This is a genomic window from Brevibacillus sp. FSL K6-2834, assembly GCF_038592925.1.
GTDB lineage: Bacteria > Bacillota > Bacilli > Brevibacillales > Brevibacillaceae > Brevibacillus > Brevibacillus borstelensis.
The window spans coordinates 2750502-2772068 of the sequence record NZ_CP151945.1 but is presented as its reverse complement, the minus strand read 5'-3'; the positions used below and the strand labels follow the sequence as shown (position 1 = coordinate 2772068).

At 52.5% G+C, this 21567-nt stretch carries 18 protein-coding genes; 6 read left to right on the top strand and 12 right to left on the bottom strand.

What is annotated here, in order from left to right; translation table 11 throughout:
- Genes NST96_RS13695 through NST96_RS13685 form a run of 3 tightly spaced genes read left to right on the top strand, consistent with a single transcriptional unit; the run spans position 1 to position 4767 of the window.
- Positions 1–1608 carry an SWIM zinc finger family protein gene (locus NST96_RS13695; protein WP_122958534.1) on the top strand — a complete coding sequence of 536 codons (1608 nt, stop codon included), beginning with the start codon at positions 1–3 and terminating at the stop codon, positions 1606–1608.
- Positions 1605–4517 (top strand): DEAD/DEAH box helicase, encoded by a 2913-nt coding sequence (locus tag NST96_RS13690; protein WP_342406515.1) that lies wholly within the window; start codon positions 1605–1607, stop codon positions 4515–4517. Before NST96_RS13695 ends, NST96_RS13690 begins: the two co-directional genes overlap by 4 nt.
- Before the next feature lie 7 nt (positions 4518–4524).
- Positions 4525–4767, top strand: a complete 243-nt coding sequence (locus NST96_RS13685; RefSeq protein WP_342406514.1) for a hypothetical protein — start codon at positions 4525–4527, stop codon at positions 4765–4767.
- 291 nt (positions 4768–5058) lie between these two features.
- Here NST96_RS13685 and NST96_RS13680 read toward each other — a convergent pair whose 3' ends face one another.
- From NST96_RS13680 to NST96_RS13655, 6 genes are all read right to left on the bottom strand, one after another.
- On the bottom strand, positions 5059–5259 hold the full coding sequence (locus tag NST96_RS13680) for a DUF1801 domain-containing protein (protein ID WP_003386816.1): 201 nt from the start codon (positions 5257–5259) through the stop codon (positions 5059–5061).
- A gap of 98 nt (positions 5260–5357) precedes the next feature.
- Positions 5358–6218 carry a DNA/RNA non-specific endonuclease gene (locus tag NST96_RS13675; RefSeq protein WP_031933043.1) on the bottom strand — a complete coding sequence of 287 codons (861 nt, stop codon included), beginning with the start codon at positions 6216–6218 and terminating at the stop codon, positions 5358–5360.
- 189 nt (positions 6219–6407) lie between these two features.
- On the bottom strand, positions 6408–7673 hold the full coding sequence (ltrA, locus tag NST96_RS13670) for a group II intron reverse transcriptase/maturase (RefSeq protein ID WP_024985202.1): 1266 nt from the start codon (positions 7671–7673) through the stop codon (positions 6408–6410).
- 632 nt (positions 7674–8305) lie between these two features.
- Entirely contained in the window at positions 8306–9691 is a 1386-nt protein-coding gene (locus NST96_RS13665; RefSeq protein ID WP_342406513.1) for an aminotransferase class I/II-fold pyridoxal phosphate-dependent enzyme, read from the bottom strand.
- Between the two features lie 172 nt (positions 9692–9863).
- Positions 9864–10514, bottom strand: a complete 651-nt coding sequence (locus NST96_RS13660; protein ID WP_024984733.1) for a GntR family transcriptional regulator — start codon at positions 10512–10514, stop codon at positions 9864–9866.
- Positions 10515–10604: 90 nt separating this feature from the next.
- Positions 10605–11486, bottom strand: a complete 882-nt coding sequence (locus tag NST96_RS13655; RefSeq protein ID WP_024984734.1) for a YitT family protein — start codon at positions 11484–11486, stop codon at positions 10605–10607.
- Positions 11487–11768: 282 nt separating this feature from the next.
- On the opposite strand from NST96_RS13655, the gene mqnC reads away from it, so the two are divergent.
- The 3 genes from mqnC (at position 11769) to NST96_RS13640 (ending at position 14511) form a co-directional block, all read left to right on the top strand.
- Positions 11769–12902 carry a cyclic dehypoxanthinyl futalosine synthase gene (gene mqnC / locus NST96_RS13650; protein ID WP_003386821.1) on the top strand — a complete coding sequence of 378 codons (1134 nt, stop codon included), beginning with the start codon at positions 11769–11771 and terminating at the stop codon, positions 12900–12902.
- 14 nt (positions 12903–12916) lie between these two features.
- The gene (locus tag NST96_RS13645) at positions 12917–13216 is read left to right on the top strand and encodes a hypothetical protein (protein ID WP_003386822.1); all 300 of its coding nucleotides are present in this window, start codon (positions 12917–12919) and stop codon (positions 13214–13216) included.
- A 212-nt stretch (positions 13217–13428) separates the two neighbouring features.
- On the top strand, positions 13429–14511 hold the full coding sequence (locus NST96_RS13640) for a nitric oxide synthase oxygenase (RefSeq protein ID WP_031933345.1): 1083 nt from the start codon (positions 13429–13431) through the stop codon (positions 14509–14511).
- 94 nt (positions 14512–14605) lie between these two features.
- Here NST96_RS13640 and NST96_RS13635 read toward each other — a convergent pair whose 3' ends face one another.
- The 6 genes from NST96_RS13635 to NST96_RS13610 all read right to left on the bottom strand — a co-directional run bounded on the left by NST96_RS13635 (position 14606) and on the right by NST96_RS13610 (position 21552).
- A complete protein-coding gene (locus NST96_RS13635; protein WP_003386825.1) occupies positions 14606–16111 on the bottom strand; it encodes an aldehyde dehydrogenase family protein in 1506 nt (501 codons plus the stop codon).
- A 4-nt stretch (positions 16112–16115) separates the two neighbouring features.
- Positions 16116–16688: a hypothetical protein gene (locus NST96_RS13630; RefSeq protein WP_338461083.1), complete on the bottom strand. Its 573-nt coding sequence runs from the start codon at positions 16686–16688 to the stop codon at positions 16116–16118.
- 18 nt (positions 16689–16706) lie between these two features.
- Entirely contained in the window at positions 16707–18131 is a 1425-nt protein-coding gene (locus tag NST96_RS13625) for an APC family permease (RefSeq protein WP_172920303.1), read from the bottom strand.
- Positions 18132–18168: 37 nt separating this feature from the next.
- Positions 18169–19329, bottom strand: coding sequence for an iron-containing alcohol dehydrogenase (locus tag NST96_RS13620; protein WP_003386828.1), 1161 nt, complete (start codon positions 19327–19329; stop codon positions 18169–18171).
- A 251-nt stretch (positions 19330–19580) separates the two neighbouring features.
- Positions 19581–20057, bottom strand: a complete 477-nt coding sequence (locus tag NST96_RS13615) for a DinB family protein (RefSeq protein ID WP_172920304.1) — start codon at positions 20055–20057, stop codon at positions 19581–19583.
- A 121-nt stretch (positions 20058–20178) separates the two neighbouring features.
- Positions 20179–21552, bottom strand: coding sequence for an LLM class flavin-dependent oxidoreductase (locus NST96_RS13610; RefSeq protein ID WP_342406512.1), 1374 nt, complete (start codon positions 21550–21552; stop codon positions 20179–20181).
- Between the last annotated feature and the right edge of the window lie 15 nt (positions 21553–21567).

Here is a 21567-nt window from a genome sequence, read left to right as displayed (position 1 = left end):
ATGTTGCAAAGAGAGTTAACGCGGGAACAAGTCAAGCAACTGGGCGAACAAATCCTCGTTAACATGGAGGAACACATCGTGGAGCAAGGATATCAGTACTTTACCGATGGCATGGTGTTTAACGTTCAGGCGGAAGATGGCGCACATCTCCGCAGCGATGTGCAGGGATCTGCGGTTTACCATGTGGAAATTGACCTGAATGCCTTTGCAAACAGCACCTGTACCTGTTCGTATGCCCGCTATTGCAAGCACATCGCCGCTACCTTTTTTCAAGCATACAGTGTGTTTGAAAATCCCCGAGCCTTTATGAACGTACTGCACAAGCCGCGGAGCACTGTGTTTTCTCCCGCCATGCTTGTTCCTGCCTATAAAAAAATCGTAAAATCCGGGGCAAATCCGACTCCCTCCGCTTCGCTAGGCGCTTCCCTGCGCCCAGAAAGCAAGGTAAGCGATTGGTGGAGCTTCCTGGAGAAATGGACACGGAATCTCCCGCTGGCCATGGAAACAGCGCGCCCGTCTTCGGAGTTGTTTTCCAGCTATGAAAACGTCCTGGGAGTTACAAGCTCCTGGCCGGAAGAGCTGGCACAGCTATTTTCTGTTCACGCCAACCTGTTTCATTTGCTGAAGCTGCAAACGTTCGTAAAAGACGTGCGCTCCTCCTACTGGGCTTCCGACTTGACGCAAACGGCTGACAGGCTTGTCGAGCAGCTGGAGGCTGCCCTCTTTTATCTGGATGCAGAGAGCTTGCGGAAGCATTTCTCCTCCCACCTGGAAGAGACACACGAGAAAAGCAAGGAATGGAAGCATTGCGATTCTGCCACGATTTACTGGATACAAGCATATCGCCTCCTGTGGTGGTACCTATTGAACACCCCTGCTTGGATACAAGAGGAAATGGATGAGCTGGACCGCCTGATCAAGAACCCCGTCCTGACCGACGCCGAGCGTGAAAGGTTTTCGATCCTGCAAGCGCATTTTTTGGTTATGAAAGGGGAAGACGAAACAGCTCTCCGGATATGGAATGGATCGCAGTCGCTTGCTTTGTCCTTCTATCTGCCTTACATGAAAGCTTTTGCGCGGCATGAAGAATGGGAACGCTTCTTGTACTGGGTCGATAGGCTGGAAACCTTGATCGGGACAGCGGATGGACCCGAATACCGCCTGGTTGCTGCCGTCTGGCGGGAAGCGATGGAACGGCTGGGCAGATCGGCCGACTCCGGCGCGATGCTGAAGCGTTTTTTGCCGGCAAGCCTGACCGACTACTGCGCCTACTTGTTTGAAAACCGGCAGTACAAGCAATATCTGGATGTACTCATGACGTACCAAAGCGCTCTGGAACAGATGAATCAGCAGCAAGCCAAGATCATTGAGGACCAAAAGCCCCTTCTTCTCCTGCCGCTGTTGATCCGTGAGATCAATCAACAGATCGGGTCGCGAAATCGCTCGGGTTATCGGGAAGCGGCGAAACTGCTGAAAAAAGTTCGGGCCAGTTATCAGAAAGCCGATCAGCTTGACGTTTGGGAGCGTTTCATACAAGGGCTGGCAACCAAGTATAGCCGTTTGCGGGCATTTCAAGAGGAGCTAAAGAGAGGGAATCTGATTTCATGAATGTTACTTTGCATATGTTTCTCACCGGAGGACTCTTGCCGGACGGTCGTTTTTTCCTCAAGGCTGAGGACTGCATGGGCAATCCCGTGCATCCGGAGCGGGCGGCAGCCTGTCTGTTCGCCTGGGATGAACACTCTTTTTTTGGAACGTTTATCGAAAAAACAGATCAGGTCATCCTGCTGGAGCCGCTGGAGGCTCTCCGGTTTCTCGTGTCACCGGGGTGGCTTGAGCACGTTACCTTTACGCTGAGTGAAGACTTGGCCGGTTACCGGACAGCCGCCGGGACGATCATGGATGCCCTTGCAGCCGGCAACTTCCTGCCGAGCTTTTCCGATTGGCAGAATGGCCGCTATGGCTGGAAGCTGGCTGATCCGCGTGAACCGCTGCCAGCCTCAGGAGAACGCTTGCTTTCTCTCGTTATAAACGATCTTCTCTCCCAGAGGGGCGGGGTACGGAATGCCTGGAACGGACTGCTCAGACAGTTTCCTGCGCTCGATGTGCTGGGAGAAGACATGTCGCCCCATCTGGGGGAATCGGAATGGCTGCAAACGATTGGACTTGTCCCCGACAATACTCCTTTCCGCACCTGCTTGCAGCTGCTCGAACCGAAGGGTGACGAGGCTGACTGGTCTCTCAAGCTTCTTTTGCAGGATCGGGATTTGCCCGACCGTGTCTTCGAGCTATTGTCGGAAGACCTGGAGGGCCAACTCGCGGTATTCCCGTTGACGCTCGGAAACCAAGACGAGACCGCCCCGACTGGTAACGCCATCATGATGACCGCCATGCCGGACGATTGGCGAGAGTATCGCCACCGTCTGAGGCGCGACATCGAGAAGTGCAAGGAAATTCTCCCATGGATGGACAAAGGAGCAAATGACACCCCTCTTTCTGCCCGATTGTCCAATGAGCAGGCCTGGACGTTTCTGACGGAACACAGTTTGCAGCTGGTGCAAGCAGGAATCCACGTCTTCCTGCCCGTTTGGTGGGAGCAGGTCAAGCGGACCAAACCTCGGGTGAAAATAAAAGTGTCGGCGCATTCCTCGGGAAGAAGCCCGTCCTTTTTTGGCATCAATCAAGTCATGGATTTTGAATGGAAGCTTGCGCTCGGTCCGCTCGAGCTGAGCGAAGCGGAATTTCGCCGATTGCTGGACCAGAAACAGCGTTTGCTGAAGGTCCAGGGACAGTGGGTGCAATTGACTCCCGCGCTGTTTGCGCAAATGCAGGAGACATTGAAGGGAACGACAGGAAAGAATGGGCTCACGCTGCGCGAGGTCATGAAGCTCTATCTGGCCGGCACAGAGGAGCCATCCGACCCGTCATGGGAGGAATGGGACCGGCCATCTGCCCTTCCCGTCGAGGTTGAGCTGAACCGGCATCTCTTTCAGTTCATGGCGAAGCTCCAGGATACAAAGCGCATACCGCTGATCGAGCAGCCACCCGGTTTTCAGGGAGAGCTGCGCAACTATCAAAGGGAGGGCAGTTCGTGGCTGCTCTTTTTGCGGCAGTTTGGGCTGGGAGCCTGTCTCGCGGACGATATGGGTCTGGGGAAGACAATCCAGTTCATTACCTATCTGCTCTTTCTGAAGGAAACCGAATCACGGCAAAGCCCTTCCCTGCTGATCTGCCCGACCTCAGTGATCGGCAACTGGCAGAAAGAGCTCCAAAGGTTCGCCCCGTCTCTTTCTGTTTACGTGCACTACGGTACGGCTCGGCATAAAAATGAGGCATTTATCCAGGCGGCACAGGAAGCTGACCTGGTGATCACCTCCTATTCCCTTTCCCATCTGGATGAACAGGAGCTCGCTTCTCTTGCCTGGAGCACCATTTGTCTGGACGAAGCGCAGCACATCAAGAACGCCCAGACCAAACAGGCGACATCCATCCGCAGCTTGCGTGCCGGACATCGCATCGCTTTGACCGGTACACCGATCGAAAACCGTTTGACGGAGCTTTGGTCGATTTTCGATTTTTTGAATCCAGGCTACCTGGGTAGTTTGCGCGATTTTTCGCAGCGTTTTGTCCATCCTATCGAGCGTGATCAAGATCAGACATTGGTTCAGCAGGTACAGCGGCTCATCCAGCCGTTTTTGCTGCGGCGCGTAAAAACGGACCCGCATATCCAACTGGACCTGCCTGCATTAAATGAAGGAAAAGAGTACGTCACACTGACCGCTGAGCAAGGTGCGCTGTACGAGACAACGATCCAGTCGATGTTTGACCGGCTGGACCAGGCTTCGCCGATGCAGCGGCGCGGGCTGATTCTGACAACGCTTACCCGGTTAAAGCAGCTTTGCGATCACCCCGGACTGATCGACAATGGACTCGGCGCGCCGGATGAGAAGACGCGCTCTCCGAAAATCGAGCGCTTGCTTGAGCTGATCAGCGACATTCGGCAGAAAGGCGAACGCAGCCTCATCTTTACCCAGTACATCGAGATGGGCAAGCTGCTGCAGCGCGTCCTCGAAAGAGAAGGCTATGGCCCCGTCCTGTTTTTAAACGGCTCTACCCCAAAGGAACAGCGGGACTGGATGATCTCTCGCTTTCAAGATACCGCCTTGCCTGACTCGGAGCGTGCTTCGATCTTCATCCTTTCCCTGCGGGCAGGCGGAACCGGCCTGAACTTGACGGAAGCCAACCACGTCTTTCACATCGACCGATGGTGGAATCCCGCCGTCGAAAAACAGGCGACGGACCGGGCGTACCGGATCGGTCAGCAGCGCAATGTGCAGGTCTATAAATTTATCTCTCTCGGGACGATCGAGGAGAAGATCGACGAAATGATGGAAAGAAAGCTGAGCCTCAGCGAGAAGATTGTCGGCAACGGCGAAAACTGGATAACCGAGCTGTCCACGCAGGAGCTTCGGGAGCTGTTTCTGCTCCGCAGCGAGTGGCTTGATCTGAAAGGATAGGTGACCCATGGACAATGCATCTGGAAAACAGCTCTCGACTGAGATCGAGCCGGGTATTTCGCTTTCTGCGAATACGGGCGGATCGCCTTCAGTCGGCAAGGACCAAAATGGCATGCTTCAGTCTGGTCAAGAGCAGGAGCGGGCAGAGGTTCCTGCCGGCCGTTCCGGACACAAACGCGAACAGGCAGAGCTTCCGGAAGCATGGCGCCGGTTTTTCGAGGAAGTCAGAAAGAGAGTTGCGGAGAAGTGATAGTACACACCCACCCTCTCCCGCCCCAAACTGGATAACGCTTTCCGTCAAGCTTGTTTCTCCGGCTGAACCTAATACAAGGAGGACGTAGTACCAGCAAAGCTCCCGCCATCTGAAAAGCAGATGGTATCGTAGCGGCATTTGGGAGCCCGACAACAGATACTGCCGCATACGTGCAAAAACAGATCACTTGATGGAACATAGATGCCATTACGTGATCTGTTTTATTATGTTGGGCTATTTTACTTTTGTTCTCCGTTAGTTGAGCGACATTAGATTACCCTGTTTATCCTATTCCCGCCAAAAGGTTGAACAGCCTGCCTTATCCAAGATATTAATAAATGTGCCGTGATCGGTAAACATAGGCTGATTCCACTTCATTGCTGGCGTTAAATTTGGAAATGTTGCAGCTACCCAAGCCAAAACCGCTTCTGTTCGGGCCCGATGTTGCGGGTTGTCTATGCGGGCTAAAAAATCCTGAAAAACTTCCATGTTGTTCCTCCAAAAAATAATGTATTCATGCAGGGATATTACTCAAACCCACGTTAAACCAGCTACTTGTCGCCAGCGACAGCGGAACCTGGCTTTTTTCATTCCGGTTCTCGGCCAAAGACAATGTCTGACGGCTGTTGAATCCGGTGCTGCTCCGGAATATTGATGGGCCCCGCCGCGGGAGAGAGTCGCTTCCAAAAATAGAGCGGATTTGCCTCGTACAAGCTGTGCATGAACAACAGCTCCGTCTCTTTTGTAATGACAGCGAGCGGTACCTGGTACGTCTCCAAGCGCTCGTACTCACAGGAATCATGCAAACGATCCGGCCTTTGCCTGATGACAAATGACAGGCTCGTCAGCTTTTGCCTGACGGTAAAAAATACGCACTTCCAAAAACCGAAAGGAATTTTGATCTGACATCCCGGCTCGCCGTGGACGCCGCAGTACTCTTCATCTTCTTCCTTGCAAATCGGTCCTGTGAAGACAAGCATTTTCTTTTCGTTTTCCAAACCGTCCAGCACCCAATCCTCCAGGCAATTCCATATTCCGGTATTGAAGTGGTGGTACTGCAGGGCGATATTGGCATAGCAAAATGAATCGTAATTGGCTTTTTCCGCCTCGCGCCGATCCCCCCAGCACACGTCTTTTCTTCGGGTCAGATGCCCTTTGTCAAAATCATTTTGGGCGTAATATTCGTGGCCCGCCTGATTCTCCTCGCCGATCCGCGGATCAAAGTGCCAAGACTTGTTATCCCTCGGAATCTGCACCATCCTGCTTTCATCCACACAGGCTGCTGAATAAATGGCGCATTTGCGTCTCTGATTCATAACAATCGAAAAATGCGTAAAATCGTACACTTTTCCATTATGCAGTGCATCCTGTGCCGTTTTGCCGATTAACAACGGCAAGGGAACCTCGTGTTTTTCTCCCAGAAAAAAAGGATCGTAGCCGGTACTCATTTCGTCCTCTCCTCCTTCTGATCACGAGAATGGTAAACCGCAGGCGGCCTTGTTCTGATTATACCTTCGTTTCCTTGTGATTTTTGTCGGTTTGTGGAACCTGCTCGCATATAGCAAAAATCGAGTAGGAGGGGGCGACTAACCCCCGTCCTCTCACACCACCGTACGTACCGTTCGGTATACGGCGGTTCACCAAGCTTGACGAATTTGAGAATATCGTTGCACTAAGCTTTTCAGCCCTTGTTGTTGCCAGTAGGCAATGCCGAGGGCTTTGTGTATATGCGGAGATTTTGTGGTACGCCATGCACCCTTGCGGGTATTTGCAATTTCAATGGCTTTTACGTGAGATATGCCAAGAGAACGAAGTTCTCGATATCTGGTTCTCACGCGTTTCCACTGCATCCACAAACAAAGACGGAGCCTGCGCCTTGTCCATTCCTCAATGGATTGTAGAATGCCCTTCGCGTCTGCAAGGGCGAAATATCCAATCCAGCCCATGAGGTACTGATTTATTCTTTCAATCCGCTTCTCCATCGAGATGCTCCACACCGGATTCGTGATCGTGCGGATTTTCTCTTTTAGCTTGAGGAGGGATTTGGGGTGGATGCGAATCCTTGTCTGTTTTGCAAAGGTAAAACTAAAGCCCAAGAATTTTCGTTTCCATGGTCGGTCTATCGCGCTTTTCTCCTCATTTACTTTTAGCCTTAGTACCTTCTCCAAGTGGTTTTGAATACTCTTCTTTACTCGTTCCCCTGCCCGTTTTGTTTTCACGTAGATATTACAATCGTCTGCGTAGCGGCAGAAACGGTGGCCTCTCTTTTCGAGTTCCTTGTCCAAATCATCAAGTAGGATATTTGCCAAAAGTGGGCTTAACGGCCCACCTTGCGGTGTTCCTTCACTTGATGTTGTACAGACGCCATTTATCATGATCCCCGCATTCAAGTAGGAACGAATCAGTCTTAAAATTCTCTTGTCCTGAACTTTTCGAGCCACACGGCTCATTAGAATATCATGATTTACGCGATCAAAGAATTTCTCTAGATCGATGTCCACCACGAAACGATATCCTTCGGAGATATACGCTTGCGCTTTCCTTACTGCCATGTGAGCGCTACGTTTTGGACGGAACCCATAGCTAGATTCCGAGAAGGTGGGGTCGAAGATCGGCGTTAACACTTGGAGGATGGCCTGCTGAATAAAGCGGTCTACCACGGTGGGAATGCCTAATAACCTTACACCACCGTCAGGTTTCGGGATTTCGACTCTGCGAACAGGTGAAGGTCTATAGGTTCCCCTTTCCATCTTCTCGCGGATGGCTTGCCAGTGTTCACGTAGATAATCGCGTAGTTGTTCGGTTGAAACACCATCGACTCCACCGACACCTTTGTTTTCCTCCACTCGTTGGAGTGCCATCCGTAAGTTTTCCCGTGATAAGACTTTTTCCAGCAAATCCATAATGATGTTCCTTCCTTCGCACATGCGGACTCCGTGCTTGCTGTACGATACTCAGCCCTCTTTTGTACCCTCGGGGCTTCACCCCTGCTCTTCAAAAGTAGTTCCTTGACAGAATTCTGCTTCGACGTACCGTATCAAAAGACATGGATCGCATGCTGGCTTGATGTTCGGCCCTTCCCCATTCAAGCGTCCTCTACTCGGGTACTATGGCCTCTGCTGACTTCTGCATGTTCAGCGTCTCCTTACGGAGACGGTTACCAACAGTTGAAGGCGTTTCATGCAGACCTCCCCAGGTAAGAACGATAACTTTCATCCCATGTACCTGCCCAAGTTTACTACTGTATCCCTTGGCTGTATGGGGCTTTGTCTTGTTTGGCAGACTCGCCCGGATACAACAGCCTCAAATTGGGTTCGTGTACCTCAGGTCGGGATTTTGCCGCCGGCTTCCTTCAGATTCGACCTCGCGGTCGACACCCTTGCCTTGAGCTAACGGTTGGTACAGCCAACCCCCGTTCGGGACTTTCACCCTATAGCTATCGCCCATGCTGGGCGCACCAAAAGAAGCCTTCCGGCAACAGCCAGAAGGCTTCCTATTTTCCATTCGGTCCAGACTGCATTTTCCTTAGCGCTGTCTACTGTCCATCAAAGCAGTAGTGGATCTTCTGATAGGCGGAACGCATCTCGACAACCCGCTTGCGCGTAACCTCGAGCGGCTCTCTTTTTTCCAGTACAGTCACAATCAGTTCGGCGATCGACTCCATTTCCGCCTCCTTCATGCCCAATCGGGTCACCTCGGTCGTCCCGATCCGCAAGCCGCTTGGATGATCCCAATCCGTCGATTTGTCGCAGGGAATCAAATTTTTGTTGGTGATGATATTGGCTTTGGCCAATTCCTGCGCGACCTCAAGACCGCCGCCAAAAGCGCGGACATCAAGGATGATCTGATGGGTTCGCGTGAATCCTTTATGTGCTCCGAGGACCGTGATGCCCCGCTCGCTCAATGCTTTTCCCAGTGCCTGCGCGTTGCTCACGATTTGAGCCATGTATTCCTTGCCAAAAGCCAAAAACTCGGCTGCTGCGGCAGCCAGTGCCGCGACGCGATTGACCTGATGCGTGGCAGCCAGTGCCGCGACGCGATTGACCTGATGCGTGGCAGCCAGTGCCGGAAAGACAGCATCTGTGATTGGCTTTGTGAGCTCGGGATCATCCCAGACGATAATGCCGCTTTGCGGTCCGCTAAAGGTTTTTCCGGCAGAGCCTGTCAGGACGCACGCGCCTTCTTTCAGCGGGTTCTGGAATTGCCCTCCGGCGATCAAGCCGAGCTGATGAGCGCCATCAAAAAAGATTTTGCCGCCCCATTCCGAGACGATGTCCGCCATTTCCCGGATCGGAAACGGGAACAGCGTCATCGAGGCACCTAATGCAACGAGGCGCGGCTGTACTTGTCTGGCTGCCTGGGCAAACGCCTCCAAATCGACTTCCAGCTCAACCGGGTCCATCGGAACATCGTGAATGTGCAGACCGCGAATACCTGCCGGACCATCGATCCGATTGCTTGAGTGCCCGCCGAACGGCTGTGCAATCGTCATGACAGGATCGCCGGGCTTCGTCAGAGCCGCGTATACCGTCATGTTTCCGAGCATGCTGGCTACGAGCCGATGGTCCGCATACTTGCACTGGAAGACCTCTTTCAAGAGCTCCACGCACAGGGCCTCGATCTCGTCGATGTACTTCGTGCCAGCGAACCAACGTTCCGTCGGGCCGATATGTCCTTCCGCTGCACGGGTACCCACCTCTGATGCCAAGAGCCTGCGGACAGTCGGGCTGGTCGGCGCTTCGGGCGCAAGCAAATTCAGACATTCCTCCCCTCTCCAGACAGCATTTCTTTCCACCGCTTGTATCACTTCCGTCTGCATCACCCGCGGTGAAGAACAGCGATCCAATACATCGCGGGCCCATTTCAGCACGCTTGCGTCATGGACTTCAAAAGCTTGTGCAGGAGTCTGGTTGGCAGCCATCCACAATCCCTCTTTTCCCTGATCGAGAAACGATCGTTTTGATTTTCACAGTATAGGCTTCTCTCCATGTATAAAACCAATATATCGGATATCGGTTTTATGTTCAATGTTTTTTCAGAAATAACTGAAAATAAAAAGAAAAAAGCTCCCGACCGTCATCTGTCGGGAGCCCTTACGATTCACGCGTAAGTATTCTTCCTAAGCTCAGCCAATTTTCCTCCATTAAATGGGCGGCTGCACTCACTTCTCGCGATTTACACGCTTGGATGATCGCGGCGTGCTGTTCTACCGAGGTCAGCCCTTCCAGAGAACCAAACTTGGCAAATTCCAGCCGTCTGATTTTGGGAATGATCCGCTCCAGCGCCAGTTCGATTTCCCGGTTTCCGGAAGCGTCCAGGACGATTTGATGAAAAGCGTCATCCGCCTCAACCGCTCGGGTCATATCCTGTACATCGAGAGCCTGCTGGAGCTTGCGGTTTTCCCTTTCCATCGCAGCAAACTCGTTGTCTGTCAACAAAGGCACCGCCAGGCGTGCAGCCAGAGCGTGCAAGGTAGCCACGACTGTAAAAGCGTGCTTCGCCTCCTTCATATCGATCGGAGTGATTCGGGTCAGCGATCCTGGCGACGATTCGACGAGTCCCTCGTCTTCCAGCCTTTTCAAGGCTTCACGCACAGGTGTCCGGCTCACGCCAAATGTCGCCGCCAAATCGCTGTCCTTGATTCGCTGCCCAGGCTCCAGCTCCAATGTAATGATGGCTTTTTTCAGATGTTCGTAAATTTGATCTCGCAGCACGGGTCGGTCCAATGGTTTTATCGTTTTCATGAAACCAATATATCGGAGCCGAGGATTGGTGTCAACCAGATGTATCCAGTCATTTGGAACCGGTGCCAGCATGTCGGACTGCGTGCGATATCAGTGGATGTTCTTTTTCTTGAACCGCCCTCCCCTGACATCGTGAATGTTTCCGATCGCGAGAAACGCGGAGGAATCGATTTCTTCCACGATGGACTTGAGTTTTGCTTCCTCCAGCCTGGTGATGACGCAAAAAATGACCTTCTTGTACTCGCCCGAATACCCGCCCTCGCCTTCCAGGTAGGTAACTCCCCGCCCTAACCGCGCTGTCAATGCATCTCCGATCTCAGTGTACTCCTCGCTGATAATCCAGACGGACCGGGATTGATCCAGGCCTTCAATGGTAATGTCAATCATTTTGAAGGCAATGTAGTAGGCGATCAGCGAATACATCGCTTTATCCCACCCGAAGATAAAGCCGGCGCTCCCCAGGATAAAGATGTTGAAGACCATGACGATCTCTCCGACAGAAAACGGAGACTGCTTCGTAATCAAAATGGCAACGATTTCGGTCCCATCCAGGGAGCCGCCTGCACGTATGACCATCCCGATCCCGATTCCCAGGATAATCCCGCCAAATACAGCAGACAGCAGCAGATCGTGGGTCAGTACAGGGACCGGTATGAGAAAGGCCGTCCCAACCGACATGACCAGTACGCCGATCAAGGTGGAGATGGCAAAGGTCTTCCCGATCTGTTTGTACCCGATAAACAAGAAGGGAAGATTGAGCAGAAACAGGAAAATCCCGAGCTTGATGCCGGTCAGGTGAGAAAGCATAATCGAAATGCCCGTAATTCCGCCATCAATGATGTTATTTGGCACTAAAAAAATTTCCAAGGCTACCGAAACGAGAATTGCGCCCAAGCAGATGAAAAAAGCGCGTATCAGTAAATCCTTTGCGCGCCTGCGTTTGTGAATGACTTTCGGTTTGGCAGCTTCCATCTTCACCCTCCTCTTCCATCCAGTATGCCCAAGAGACTTATTTCCAAGTGACGATGAAAGCGTCTTGGCTCCATTTCTTTTCCCGTTGTCTCCATATCTACAATTTTTCAGTCTCGATTAAAAGGCGGAGGCGTTATAATGGAGTTTGAGGAAGTGACTGCAGCACCTTGACATCCGGCCATCAAATACGGGATGACGAATTTCAAGTTGTATGGTAGGATAAGTCGATTTAAGAAATTCGGAAGGATTCAAATCTGAAAGGAATTAAAGGAGGCCTGCGAAATGCAGACAGTGGACCGCGTTCTGGACAAAGCGCTGCGTGGCGATCGCATTGGGCTTGAGGAATGTATCACACTTTTGGAATCAGACGAAATCGAAAAAATGGGACATGTCGCCAACGAACTGAAGAAACGGCGGCATCCTGACCCGATCGTTACGTTCAACATTGGACGAAACATCAACTACACCAACGTTTGTGACGTATACTGCCGTTTTTGCGCCTTTTACCGGCCTCCGGGCTCCAAAGAAGGCTACGTGCTTTCGGATGAGACGATCCTGCAAAAAATTCAGGAGACCGTAGACGTGGGCGGAGATGAAATTTTGATGCAGGGTGGCGTCAACCCTGATCTTCCGTTCCAATATTATTTGGACCTGCTGCGCAAAATCAAACAACGCTTCCCGCAAATCATCATGCACTCCTTCTCGCCAGCGGAAATTCAAAAAATGAAACAGCTTTCCGGCCTGTCTCTGGAAGAAGTGCTTCGCCAGCTCCATGAAGCAGGACTCGATTCCCTGCCGGGCGGCGGCGGCGAGATCCTCGATGACCGCACGCGCAAGAAAATCAGCCGGCTCAAAGGCTCCTGGACAGACTGGATGGATGTCATGAAAGCCGCCCACAAGATCGGCATGAATACGACCGCGACGATGGTCTACGGCTTCGGCGAATCGATGGAAGAGCGCGCGTTACATATGCTGCGCGTACGTGATGCCCAGGACGAATGCAAAGCCAACGGATATTCTTCGAAAGGCTTTACCGCATTCATCGTCTGGCCGTTCCAGCCGGAGAACACCAATCTCCAGCGGGAAAAATCCAAACCGGAAGAGTACTTGAAAATGGTCGCAATCAACCGGATCATGCTGGATAATATCGACAACCTTCAAGCCTCCTGGGTCACGATGGGACCAGAAATCGGCAAGCTGGCCCTGTCCTACGGCGTCAACGATTTTGGCAGCACAATGATCGAGGAAAACGTCGTGTCCGCCGCAGGTACGACGCATAAGGTAAATATCGATCTGATCCTTCGCCTGATCCGCGAGACCGGGAATATTCCGGCGCAGCGCAACACACGCTACGAAATACTGCGTGTTTTCCACGAGAACGAAAAAGTGGACCGCGATTTTGTAATGCAAAATTAAAAGGAAGACGCTGCATGGCATTTGGGATTTCCAGGGAAGAATTGAACGAGTGGAAACAGTCGGTTTCCCGGGGCGAGATTGCCTTTATCACGCATTATTGGCATGATCCCCGTTTTCCTGGCATCAGGACGGTGACCAAGGTCGGTTGTTCGGACAGGCAGCGGTTGACAGATTGGTGTGTAGCCAACGGCCTGAACCCTGTTTATATCCACGACCGTCCCCCTTTCCCCCACTTCGACCTTATGGGACCGAAGCAAAAGGAAATACTGGAAAAGGAAAACCAGTGGGAGCAAGTCACCCGTTTTCGTTTGTAAGAAGGCAAGTCTATAAAGTGAAAAGCAGACTCTTCGCTTGATATCAGGCTGAGAGTCTGTTTTCTTTATCACCGAAAGTGTCAAAAAAAGTTCGGACAACGTTCATGCTCTCTTCATTTGTGGTCGGCTTATTCCCGTGCTATCCTAAAGCTTGATTGAAAACGCTTGGACGGTACACGAACCTGTTTTTTCAAGCACAAGGGGTGAGAACCATCGCGCATCAATTAGCAGAAGAAGCCCGGACGTTTATCCAGGAATGCTACTCGTTTTTGGGTAAACCCGATACAGAAAGGGAAGCACGTATACAGGAGATTGCGAGAGAAATTCAAGAGACCGGTTCTTATGAACATACATATGAAGAGCTTCACTACGGTGTAAAAGCGGCGTGGCGAAACAGCAATCGCTGCATCGGCAGATTGTTTTGGAATACGATCCACCTCTTCGATGCCAGAAGCGCGTCTACGGAAGAAGAAATCCGCGATGCCCTCTACCGCCATATCGAGTATGCCACCAACAACGGAAAAATCAGGCCTGCGATCACTGTATTCCGCCCCGCAAGCAACAAGCAGCAGCAAATACGAATATGGAACCACCAGCTCATCCGGTATGCGGGCTTTGAGACGGCTGAAGGCGTGATCGGAGACCCTCATTCCGTTCCGTTTACAAAGGCTTGTCTGGAATTAGGCTGGGAAGCAAAGCGGCAGCCTTATGAAATCCTGCCGCTCGTGATCCAGATCGGGGATCGGACTCCCGCATGGTTCGAGATTCCAAAACAGCTCATTTTGGAGGTTCCGATCAAGCATCCCGAGTATTCGTGGTTTGAGGAGCTGGCCCTGCAATGGTATGCGGTGCCGATCATCTCGGAGATGCGCCTCGAGGTGGGCGGCATTCACTACTCCGCTGCCCCTTTCAACGGCTGGTATATGGAGACCGAGATCGGGGCGCGCAATTTTGCGGACGAGGATCGGTTCAATCTCCTCCCGACAGTGGCTGCTTACATGAAGTTGGACACTTCGACCAACACGTCCTTTTGGAAAGACAAGGCGCTGCTTGAGTTGAACGTAGCCGTCCATCATTCCTATAAAGAAGCAGGCGTGAGCATCGTGGACCATCATACAGCTGCCCAACAGTTCAAGCTGTTTGAACAGCAGGAGCAGTCGTCCGGACGTGCGGTTACGGGAGATTGGACATGGCTTATTCCCCCTGTTTCTCCAGCAACGACTCACATTTTTCACAAGCTGTACGACAATACGTGGCATACGCCAAACTTCTTCTATCAGGAGAAGCCGTACTAGCTTACTAGAAGACAATTCGTATTAAGGGAAAAGCCGTACTAGCTTAGAAAAAAAATCGGCCTTGTCGCCAGGGCCGATTTGCTCGTATTGCTGCTTATCTTTTCTGGAACCACCCGCTCGGTTCTACTTGCAAATTGACATTGATTTGCTTGATCTCCAAATACTCTTCAAAGCCGTACGTACCCAGCTCGCGCCCGATCCCGCTCTGTTTGTATCCGCCCCACGGCGCTTCGTTGTAGGTGGGATGGTACGTGTTGATCCAGGTAATCCCGGCCCGCAGCTTGCGAATGACCCGGTGCGCTTTGGCAACATCCGAGGTGAACACTGCCCCGGCCAGTCCGTACCGAGTGCCGTTTGCCAGCTCGATCGCCTCTTCCTCGGCAGTAAAGGTCTGGATGACCAATACGGGGCCGAAAATCTCCTCTTGCACGATCCTCATGTCAGGAGTCGTATTGGTGAAGATCGTCGGTTCGACAAAGAATCCCCGGTCCAACCCGTTTTCCATCAGTCGACGGCCCCCGCAAAGCAGAGTGGCCCCTTCCTTTATTCCCGTCTCGATATAGGAGAGAACGCGATTCATATGCTCTTCGGTGATGAGTGGCCCCATCTCCGTCTCTTCGTCCGTTCCCGGCCCCACTTTGATCGTCTTGGCCCGGGCAACCAATTCCTCGACAAAGCGGTCGTAGATGCTTGCCTCCAGCAGCAGCCGCGAGCCCGCGGAGCATACCTCGCCCTGATTGGCAAAGATCGCGTAGAGCGCATAGTCTACAGCCGTTTCAAAATCCGCGTCGGCAAACACGATATTGGGGGATTTCCCGCCTAGCTCCAGCCCCACTTTTTTGATCGTATCCGCTGCCGCCTTCATGATTTTGATGCCCGTATCCGTTCCGCCGGTGAATGCAACCTTGTCCACGAGCGGATTTTCCGCCAGCTCCGCACCGACCGTTTCCCCTGCTCCGAGCACGAGATTGATCACCCCCGGCGGAAAACCGACTTGATCGATGATTTCGAACAGCCGGATCAAGGAAAGCGGCGTTTGTTCCGCAGGCTTGATCACGATGGCGCAGCCGGCGGCAATCGCGGGTGCGATTTTTTGCGTTGCCATGACCAGCGGGTAGTTCCATGGAATAATCTGCCCGACAACACCGATCGGCTCGCGGACGACCATCGACTGCATCTCGTCCGGAACATCGTAGGTGATCCCGTGAGGCTTCGTGCAAAGTCCGGCGTAGTAGCGGAATTGATTGACCGCGTCGCTCACGTCATAGCGGGACTCGCGGAGCGGCTTGCCGTTGTTCAGCGTATCCAGTGAGGCGAACTCTTCCACGCGCTGTTCCAGCAGATCGGCGATCTTATGCAGAAGCGCCGCCCTGTCACGCGCCTTGCTCTCTTGCCACCCGTCCTTGTCAAAGGCCCGCCGCGCTGCCTGTACCGCCTTTCTCGCATCGTCTCTTGTCCCTTCGGTGACGAGACCGATCACCTCCCCGTTGGCCGGGTTGATGACTTCTCTCGTCTGATTGTCTGAACCCAATACCCATTGTCCGTCGATGTACATCTTCTGAACGGTTCGCGGATCAGTCAAAAACGAATTTGCAGCCATCTGTTTACACACCTCTTTCTTCCTTTTTGATCAGCTTTGCCAGACGTTTGATCAAGCTCATCGTATCTTGAATTTCTTGAGGTTTTGGCTTGCGGGCATATTTGACAGGCGGGAGCAGAACCCAAATGAAGTCGCCGTAATTGGGACGCATCTCGACCCTCCAGCGCTGTTCCCGGCTACTGTAACGAAGCTCGAGCAGCTCATAGTCGATCGAATTGCAGAGCTCCTTGATGCGCTTGTCCTGATTGAGCCATTCAACGAGAGGGGCATGTGATTTCGAGAAAAAGCGGACTTGCCTGCCCGTTTTCATTTTACCAGAAAATTCGCATTTTATAACCAAATCTTCTTCAGGTCCCTTGTCGTGCAGTGTCCACATCCATGTGTAAATATAGACTCTCCCCATCCACTTGTTGATGATCTTGTAGGAAGCGCTCAGCTCCTCCACTCCGATTCTGGAACCATCCAGTTGTATGCGGCCGTTGCTGACAGTTCCGATCGGCGCGTAAGATTGAAACTCGCCAGCAATCAGGTGTAGGGTTTTGAATGCGCGGTGGTCGATGACTGTAAACAGCCCCATCCAGGTGTTCAGCTCCTTTTACGATGAAAGTTTTGCGTCACTTTCATGGCCGCCAATCGCTGTATCCAGCTCGCTTCTTTTGCGAATCCCGTCGTATACCTTTTCCAGTGGAACCGGTTCAAACAGTTTTTGACCCGTTGCCTTCAGGTAGATGATCCCAAACAAGATGATCGCAGCGATGACGTAAAGTGAAATCGTGAGGACGCGCGGGTCCTGATACTGCGTGTAGATCATGTACATGCAGGCGATGATGCCGACGATCTGCGGAATCGGGTAAAGCGGCGTTTTAAAAGGCCGTACAGCATCAGGATACTTGATCCGCAAGACGATGACGTCAATCTGTGTGATCATGTACGACATCAGCCAGGTGCCGCATGCCACAGCAATCATCATCGTGACAAAATCAATGTTGGCATTATTGACGAACGCATAAACAAGGACAATCAGAATCAGACCGACGACGAAAAAGATGCCGTACCAGGGCGTGCGTGTTTTCGGATGAAGCCAGGCGAATACCTTGGGCAGCAAGCCTTCCTTGGACAAGCCGTACAGCATGCGGGGTACCGCCACGAGATAGGTGTCACAGGTGGTCACGGCTGCCAGGATCGAGACGATACTCATAATGACAAGACCGGGCTTGCCCAGCATGGCCTCGGCACCGGCTACATGCGGAATCGTGGATTGTGCGAGCACATCCAGCGCGATGTACTTGGTGACGCCAAGACCAAAGAACAGGTCGACCAGCCAGATGGTGAAGCATCCGAACAGCATGGCGATCGGAATCGTTCTTCCTGGATTTTTTACCTCTTCAGCCAGCGGCGCAACAAATTCCATCCCGATGAAAAGCCAGATGGCAAGTCCCAGCGTCCCTGCCTGCTCCTGCCAGCTCAACGGCGAGAAGGGCGGCTGCGCGGCCAAGGGCTCCATCGTGCCGATGCCAGTAAGTCCCCACAGCCCCAGTACGCCTAGAAGCGTCATCATGCCGATGGCCAGTACGGACTGTACTTTCCCGAACACGGCGACCCCCATCAGATTGACCAGAACGAGAAAGATCAATATCACAGAGACGCACACATACCAAGGTATCCCCGTCAGCGCCTCCAGAGATTGTCCGCCCACGATCATGTTTGTTCCTCCATCGGTGCCGACAAGCACGATATATCCTGCCAGTACAGCAAACAAGGCGGGGAGCTTGCCCAGTGCGGGGAGCGTGTACTCCCCGACCATTCCCGCTCCGGGGATCATTGCCGCCATTTCCGAGTAGGACAATGCTACGCATAAAATCACGATCAGCGCTCCAAAGGCGACTATGCTGTACGCAGGGCCGCTCACGCCGTAGCCATTTCCGAGCGCCACCATCGCAGTCCCGGAAACGACAAGTCCTACCGAAGCGGAATAAGCGGCCCAGAAGCCGAGCGTGCGATTCAATTTTAATTCACTCATAGGCAATCATCCTTCTCATCCGATTTTTGTGCAAATACTATCCCTCGTAAGCCATACGGAAAAGGCGCAAGTAATCTTCCTTCGTCGCTGGACGCGGGTTGCTCGGAGCCGACACATTCTGCGTCGCCGCTTCTGCCAGATACAAAAAGTCGTCCGGATTCACATTTCCCAGGTCCTTCATTTTCGGAATGTGCACGGTCTCAGCAAGCTTCTTCAACAGCCGGACACCCTCTCGCGCCGTCTCCTCTGCCGATCGATCTCCCCTCACCGCTCCGAGGCGTTCAGCCACGACGGCATGCTTCTCGGGATCTGCAGGGATGTTGTATTCAAATACGAACGGCAGGAGCATCGAGTTGGCCACTCCATGTGGCGTGTCATACAAGCCGCCGAGAGCCTCCGCCATGCAGTGGACGCCGCCGACATCGGAGTTGCCGAAAGCGATCCCGGCGATCAAGCTTGCTGCCAGCATTTGTTTGCGCGCCTCCAGATTGGTTCCGTCAGCCACTGCGATCGGGAGATACCGGACGATCTGATCGATCGCATACAGGGCCAGCGCATCCGTGATCGGCTCGGAAATGTTGCACGTATAGGCTTCAATCGCATGCGTCAAGGCATCCATACCCGTCGATGCCGTCACATGCGAAGGAAGTGTGACTGTAAGCTCTGGGTCCAACAGTGCAATCCTGGGTGCCAGCCGCGTGTCCAAAATATTCATTTTCAGCTTTGTTTCCGTGTCCGTAATGACCGAGAAGAATGTAACTTCACTGCCGGTACCGGCGGTTGTAGGGATGCAGAGCAGTGGAGTGATCGGCTCTTGAAGCACATTCAGCCCGTACCAATCGCTGATCTGTCCCCCGTGTGTAAGCAGTGTCCCGACCGCTTTGGCTGTGTCCATGGAACTGCCTCCGCCCAGTCCGATCAGGACGTCCACGCCAGCCTCCCGGGCGATTCGATAGGCTTCCATGCAATCCACATCGCGCGGATTCGGCTTGACCTGATCAAAAACGGCGTATGCAACCGCATTTGCTTCCAACATTTCTGTAACCGTTTTCAAAATACCGGATTTGACAATCCCTTGATCGGTAACGACTAACGCCTTCGTGCCTCCCAATTCTCGAATGCATCTTCCCAATTCCTTGATTTTCCCATTCCCAAATTCGATACGTGTCGGCAAATTGAATTGAAAATCCCAGATCATCCTATTATCACACCCTTTTGAATATTCAAAAATTATCACTTTCTAGAAGACTATCATACTTCAGCGACCATTCCCGCGCATGTTATATAGTAAATAAAAGTGGGACGAACATTTCATACATTTTGTAAGTTGGCTCATTCTGTTCTAAACGATACAGGGCTCCGCAAGAAAAAAGAACCGGGAAGCTTTCCTGCCCCGGCTCCTGTCATCATCCTGTATTATCGCTCCATTTCGTTTGTGTTCTCTACCGTTCATTTGTCCTCTGCCAAGGCTTGCTTGATCCGATCAATCTGCGCCAGATGCAATTGCACATGGGCAATAAATGCCTGAACAACATCGGCCAGTCTTACAGTCTTCCCGTTTACCTGACCCCCGCTCTTCTGCCAATCATCCTCAGAAAGTCTGCCAAACAGCTCACTATTATAGGAAAGCAACGCTTGGTATACACGCAGAATCTCCGCAACTGATCCTTCATTCGCCTTCGTATTGCTTACCCACGCATCTTGCGAAAAGCCGGGCAGCCGCGCTGTTGATCCGGAGAGAATTTCCCTGATTCGAAAGGATACGACGAGGTTATGGTCGGCCAGGTGGGACAGCACTTCGGTAATGCTCCATTTTTCAGGCGACTCCTTCCATCTCAGCCCGTCTTCGGTCAACCCTTCAATCGCTTGCTTCAGTTGCTCGTATATTGCGAGGTAATGACGTATATCGATTTTTGTGAGGCTCACATTGCTCCCTCCTTATGAAAGGCATGGATAACCGTTACATACGTGACTTGTCTTTTCGCTCCTTGTCCGTCTGAATTCGGTGAGAAGCCGTTCGCCCAATACGGGTTTGATCGGTTTATAACTACTGTTTGCTCGCCTCCAGCTCTGGTGCTCTGCTTTTTTCAGAAGCAGTGCTTTGTCCCGAACGATAGCGGTTAGGAGGTACGGGAATCCCCAGATTTCCCCGCAATGTATCATGCTCGTACTCTGTGCGGAACAAGCCGCGCTGCTGCAGGATCGGCACGACGAGCTCCACAAAGTCATCAAGACCGACCGGCACGACCGCGCTGCCGATCATGAAGCCGTCCGCCGCTCCTGCCTCGAACCACTCCTGAATCTCATCGGCTACCTGCTCGGGCGTACCGATGAAGCCTTTTCGGGGGGTGGTCACGCGAAGGGCCAACTGGCGTAGCGTCAGGTTTTCCTCCCTGGCCATCCGCTTGATCCAATCCGTCGTGCTTTTGAAGCCTTCGCTGCCCAATTCGCCCAGATCGGGAAGCGGTTCGTCGAGCGGAAACTGGGAAAAATCAAAGTGGTCAAAGAATCTGCCCAGATAATTGAGCGCATCGTCAATATGCACCAGTCCCGCAATCTGCTCGTACTTGCGCTCGGCTTCCTCCTGTGTGTGCCCGATAATCGGGGCAATCCCCGGAAAAATGAGAATCTCTTCAGGAGCCCTGCCATAGCGGGCGGCTCTTGCCTTTACGTCCTGGTAGAAGTGCTTGGCTGCCTCGATGTTGTCGTGATTGGTAAAAACGGCATCGGCTTCTTTTGCTGCCAGCTCTTTGCCTGCTTCGGAGGAGCCCGCTTGAAAGATGACCGGCTGTCCCTGCCTGGACCTGCCGATATTGAGCGGTCCCTGGACAGAGAAAAATTCTCCTGTGTGATTCAGCCGATGCATCTTTTCCGGATGGAAAAAGACACCCGTTTGTTTGTCGCGAACAAAAGCGTCATCTTCCCACGAATCCCACAGTCCTTTGGTTACCTGGAGAAACTCATGGGCAATGCGGTAACGCAGCTCATGCGACGGATGTGCAGGCTTGCTGTAGTTCAGAGCGGAGCCTTCCAATGGAGAGGTGACCGCGTTCCACCCTGCGCGACCGTTGCTGATCAGGTCGATGGAGGCGAACTGTCTTGCCACGGTAAAGGGTTCGCTGTAAGACGTCGAGAGTGTCCCGACCAGCCCGATATGAGTGCTGAAACCAGCCAATGCTGCGAGCAGGGTGATCGGCTCGAACCGGTTTAAAAAATTGGGGTGGGATTTTTCCGTAATGTATAGCCCATCCGCCACGAAGACAAGATCGAACTTTCCTTCCTCCGCCTTTCTCACCAGTCTTTTGTAAAAGGCAAGGTTTACGCTGGCATCCGCGACGGCATCCGGATGTCTCCATGCAGCTACGTGCCCGCCCGGTCCATGCAGCATCGTGCCTAGCTTCAACTGTCTTTTTTGCGTCATTGTCTATTTCCTCCC

Bases quoted from the DNA above. Each gene is read 5' to 3' on its own strand.
- NST96_RS13665 (WP_342406513.1), bottom strand. From the start codon at position 9,691: ATGGCTGCCAACCAGACTCCTGCACAAGCTTTTGAAGTCCATGACGCA.
- NST96_RS13660 (WP_024984733.1), bottom strand. From the start codon at position 10,514: ATGAAAACGATAAAACCATTGGACCGACCCGTGCTGCGAGATCAAATT.
- NST96_RS13680 (WP_003386816.1), bottom strand. From the start codon at position 5,259: ATGGAAGTTTTTCAGGATTTTTTAGCCCGCATAGACAACCCGCAACAT.
- NST96_RS13695 (WP_122958534.1), top strand. From the start codon at position 1: ATGTTGCAAAGAGAGTTAACGCGGGAACAAGTCAAGCAACTGGGCGAA.
- NST96_RS13655 (WP_024984734.1), bottom strand. From the start codon at position 11,486: ATGGAAGCTGCCAAACCGAAAGTCATTCACAAACGCAGGCGCGCAAAG.
- NST96_RS13610 (WP_342406512.1), bottom strand. From the start codon at position 21,552: ATGACGCAAAAAAGACAGTTGAAGCTAGGCACGATGCTGCATGGACCG.
- NST96_RS13685 (WP_342406514.1), top strand. From the start codon at position 4,525: ATGGACAATGCATCTGGAAAACAGCTCTCGACTGAGATCGAGCCGGGT.
- NST96_RS13645 (WP_003386822.1), top strand. From the start codon at position 12,917: ATGGCATTTGGGATTTCCAGGGAAGAATTGAACGAGTGGAAACAGTCG.
- NST96_RS13675 (WP_031933043.1), bottom strand. From the start codon at position 6,218: ATGAGTACCGGCTACGATCCTTTTTTTCTGGGAGAAAAACACGAGGTT.
- NST96_RS13690 (WP_342406515.1), top strand. From the start codon at position 1,605: ATGAATGTTACTTTGCATATGTTTCTCACCGGAGGACTCTTGCCGGAC.
- NST96_RS13620 (WP_003386828.1), bottom strand. From the start codon at position 19,329: ATGATCTGGGATTTTCAATTCAATTTGCCGACACGTATCGAATTTGGG.
- mqnC (WP_003386821.1), top strand. From the start codon at position 11,769: ATGCAGACAGTGGACCGCGTTCTGGACAAAGCGCTGCGTGGCGATCGC.
- NST96_RS13635 (WP_003386825.1), bottom strand. From the start codon at position 16,111: ATGGCTGCAAATTCGTTTTTGACTGATCCGCGAACCGTTCAGAAGATG.
- NST96_RS13625 (WP_172920303.1), bottom strand. From the start codon at position 18,131: ATGAGTGAATTAAAATTGAATCGCACGCTCGGCTTCTGGGCCGCTTAT.
- ltrA (WP_024985202.1), bottom strand. From the start codon at position 7,673: ATGGATTTGCTGGAAAAAGTCTTATCACGGGAAAACTTACGGATGGCA.
- NST96_RS13630 (WP_338461083.1), bottom strand. From the start codon at position 16,688: ATGGGGCTGTTTACAGTCATCGACCACCGCGCATTCAAAACCCTACAC.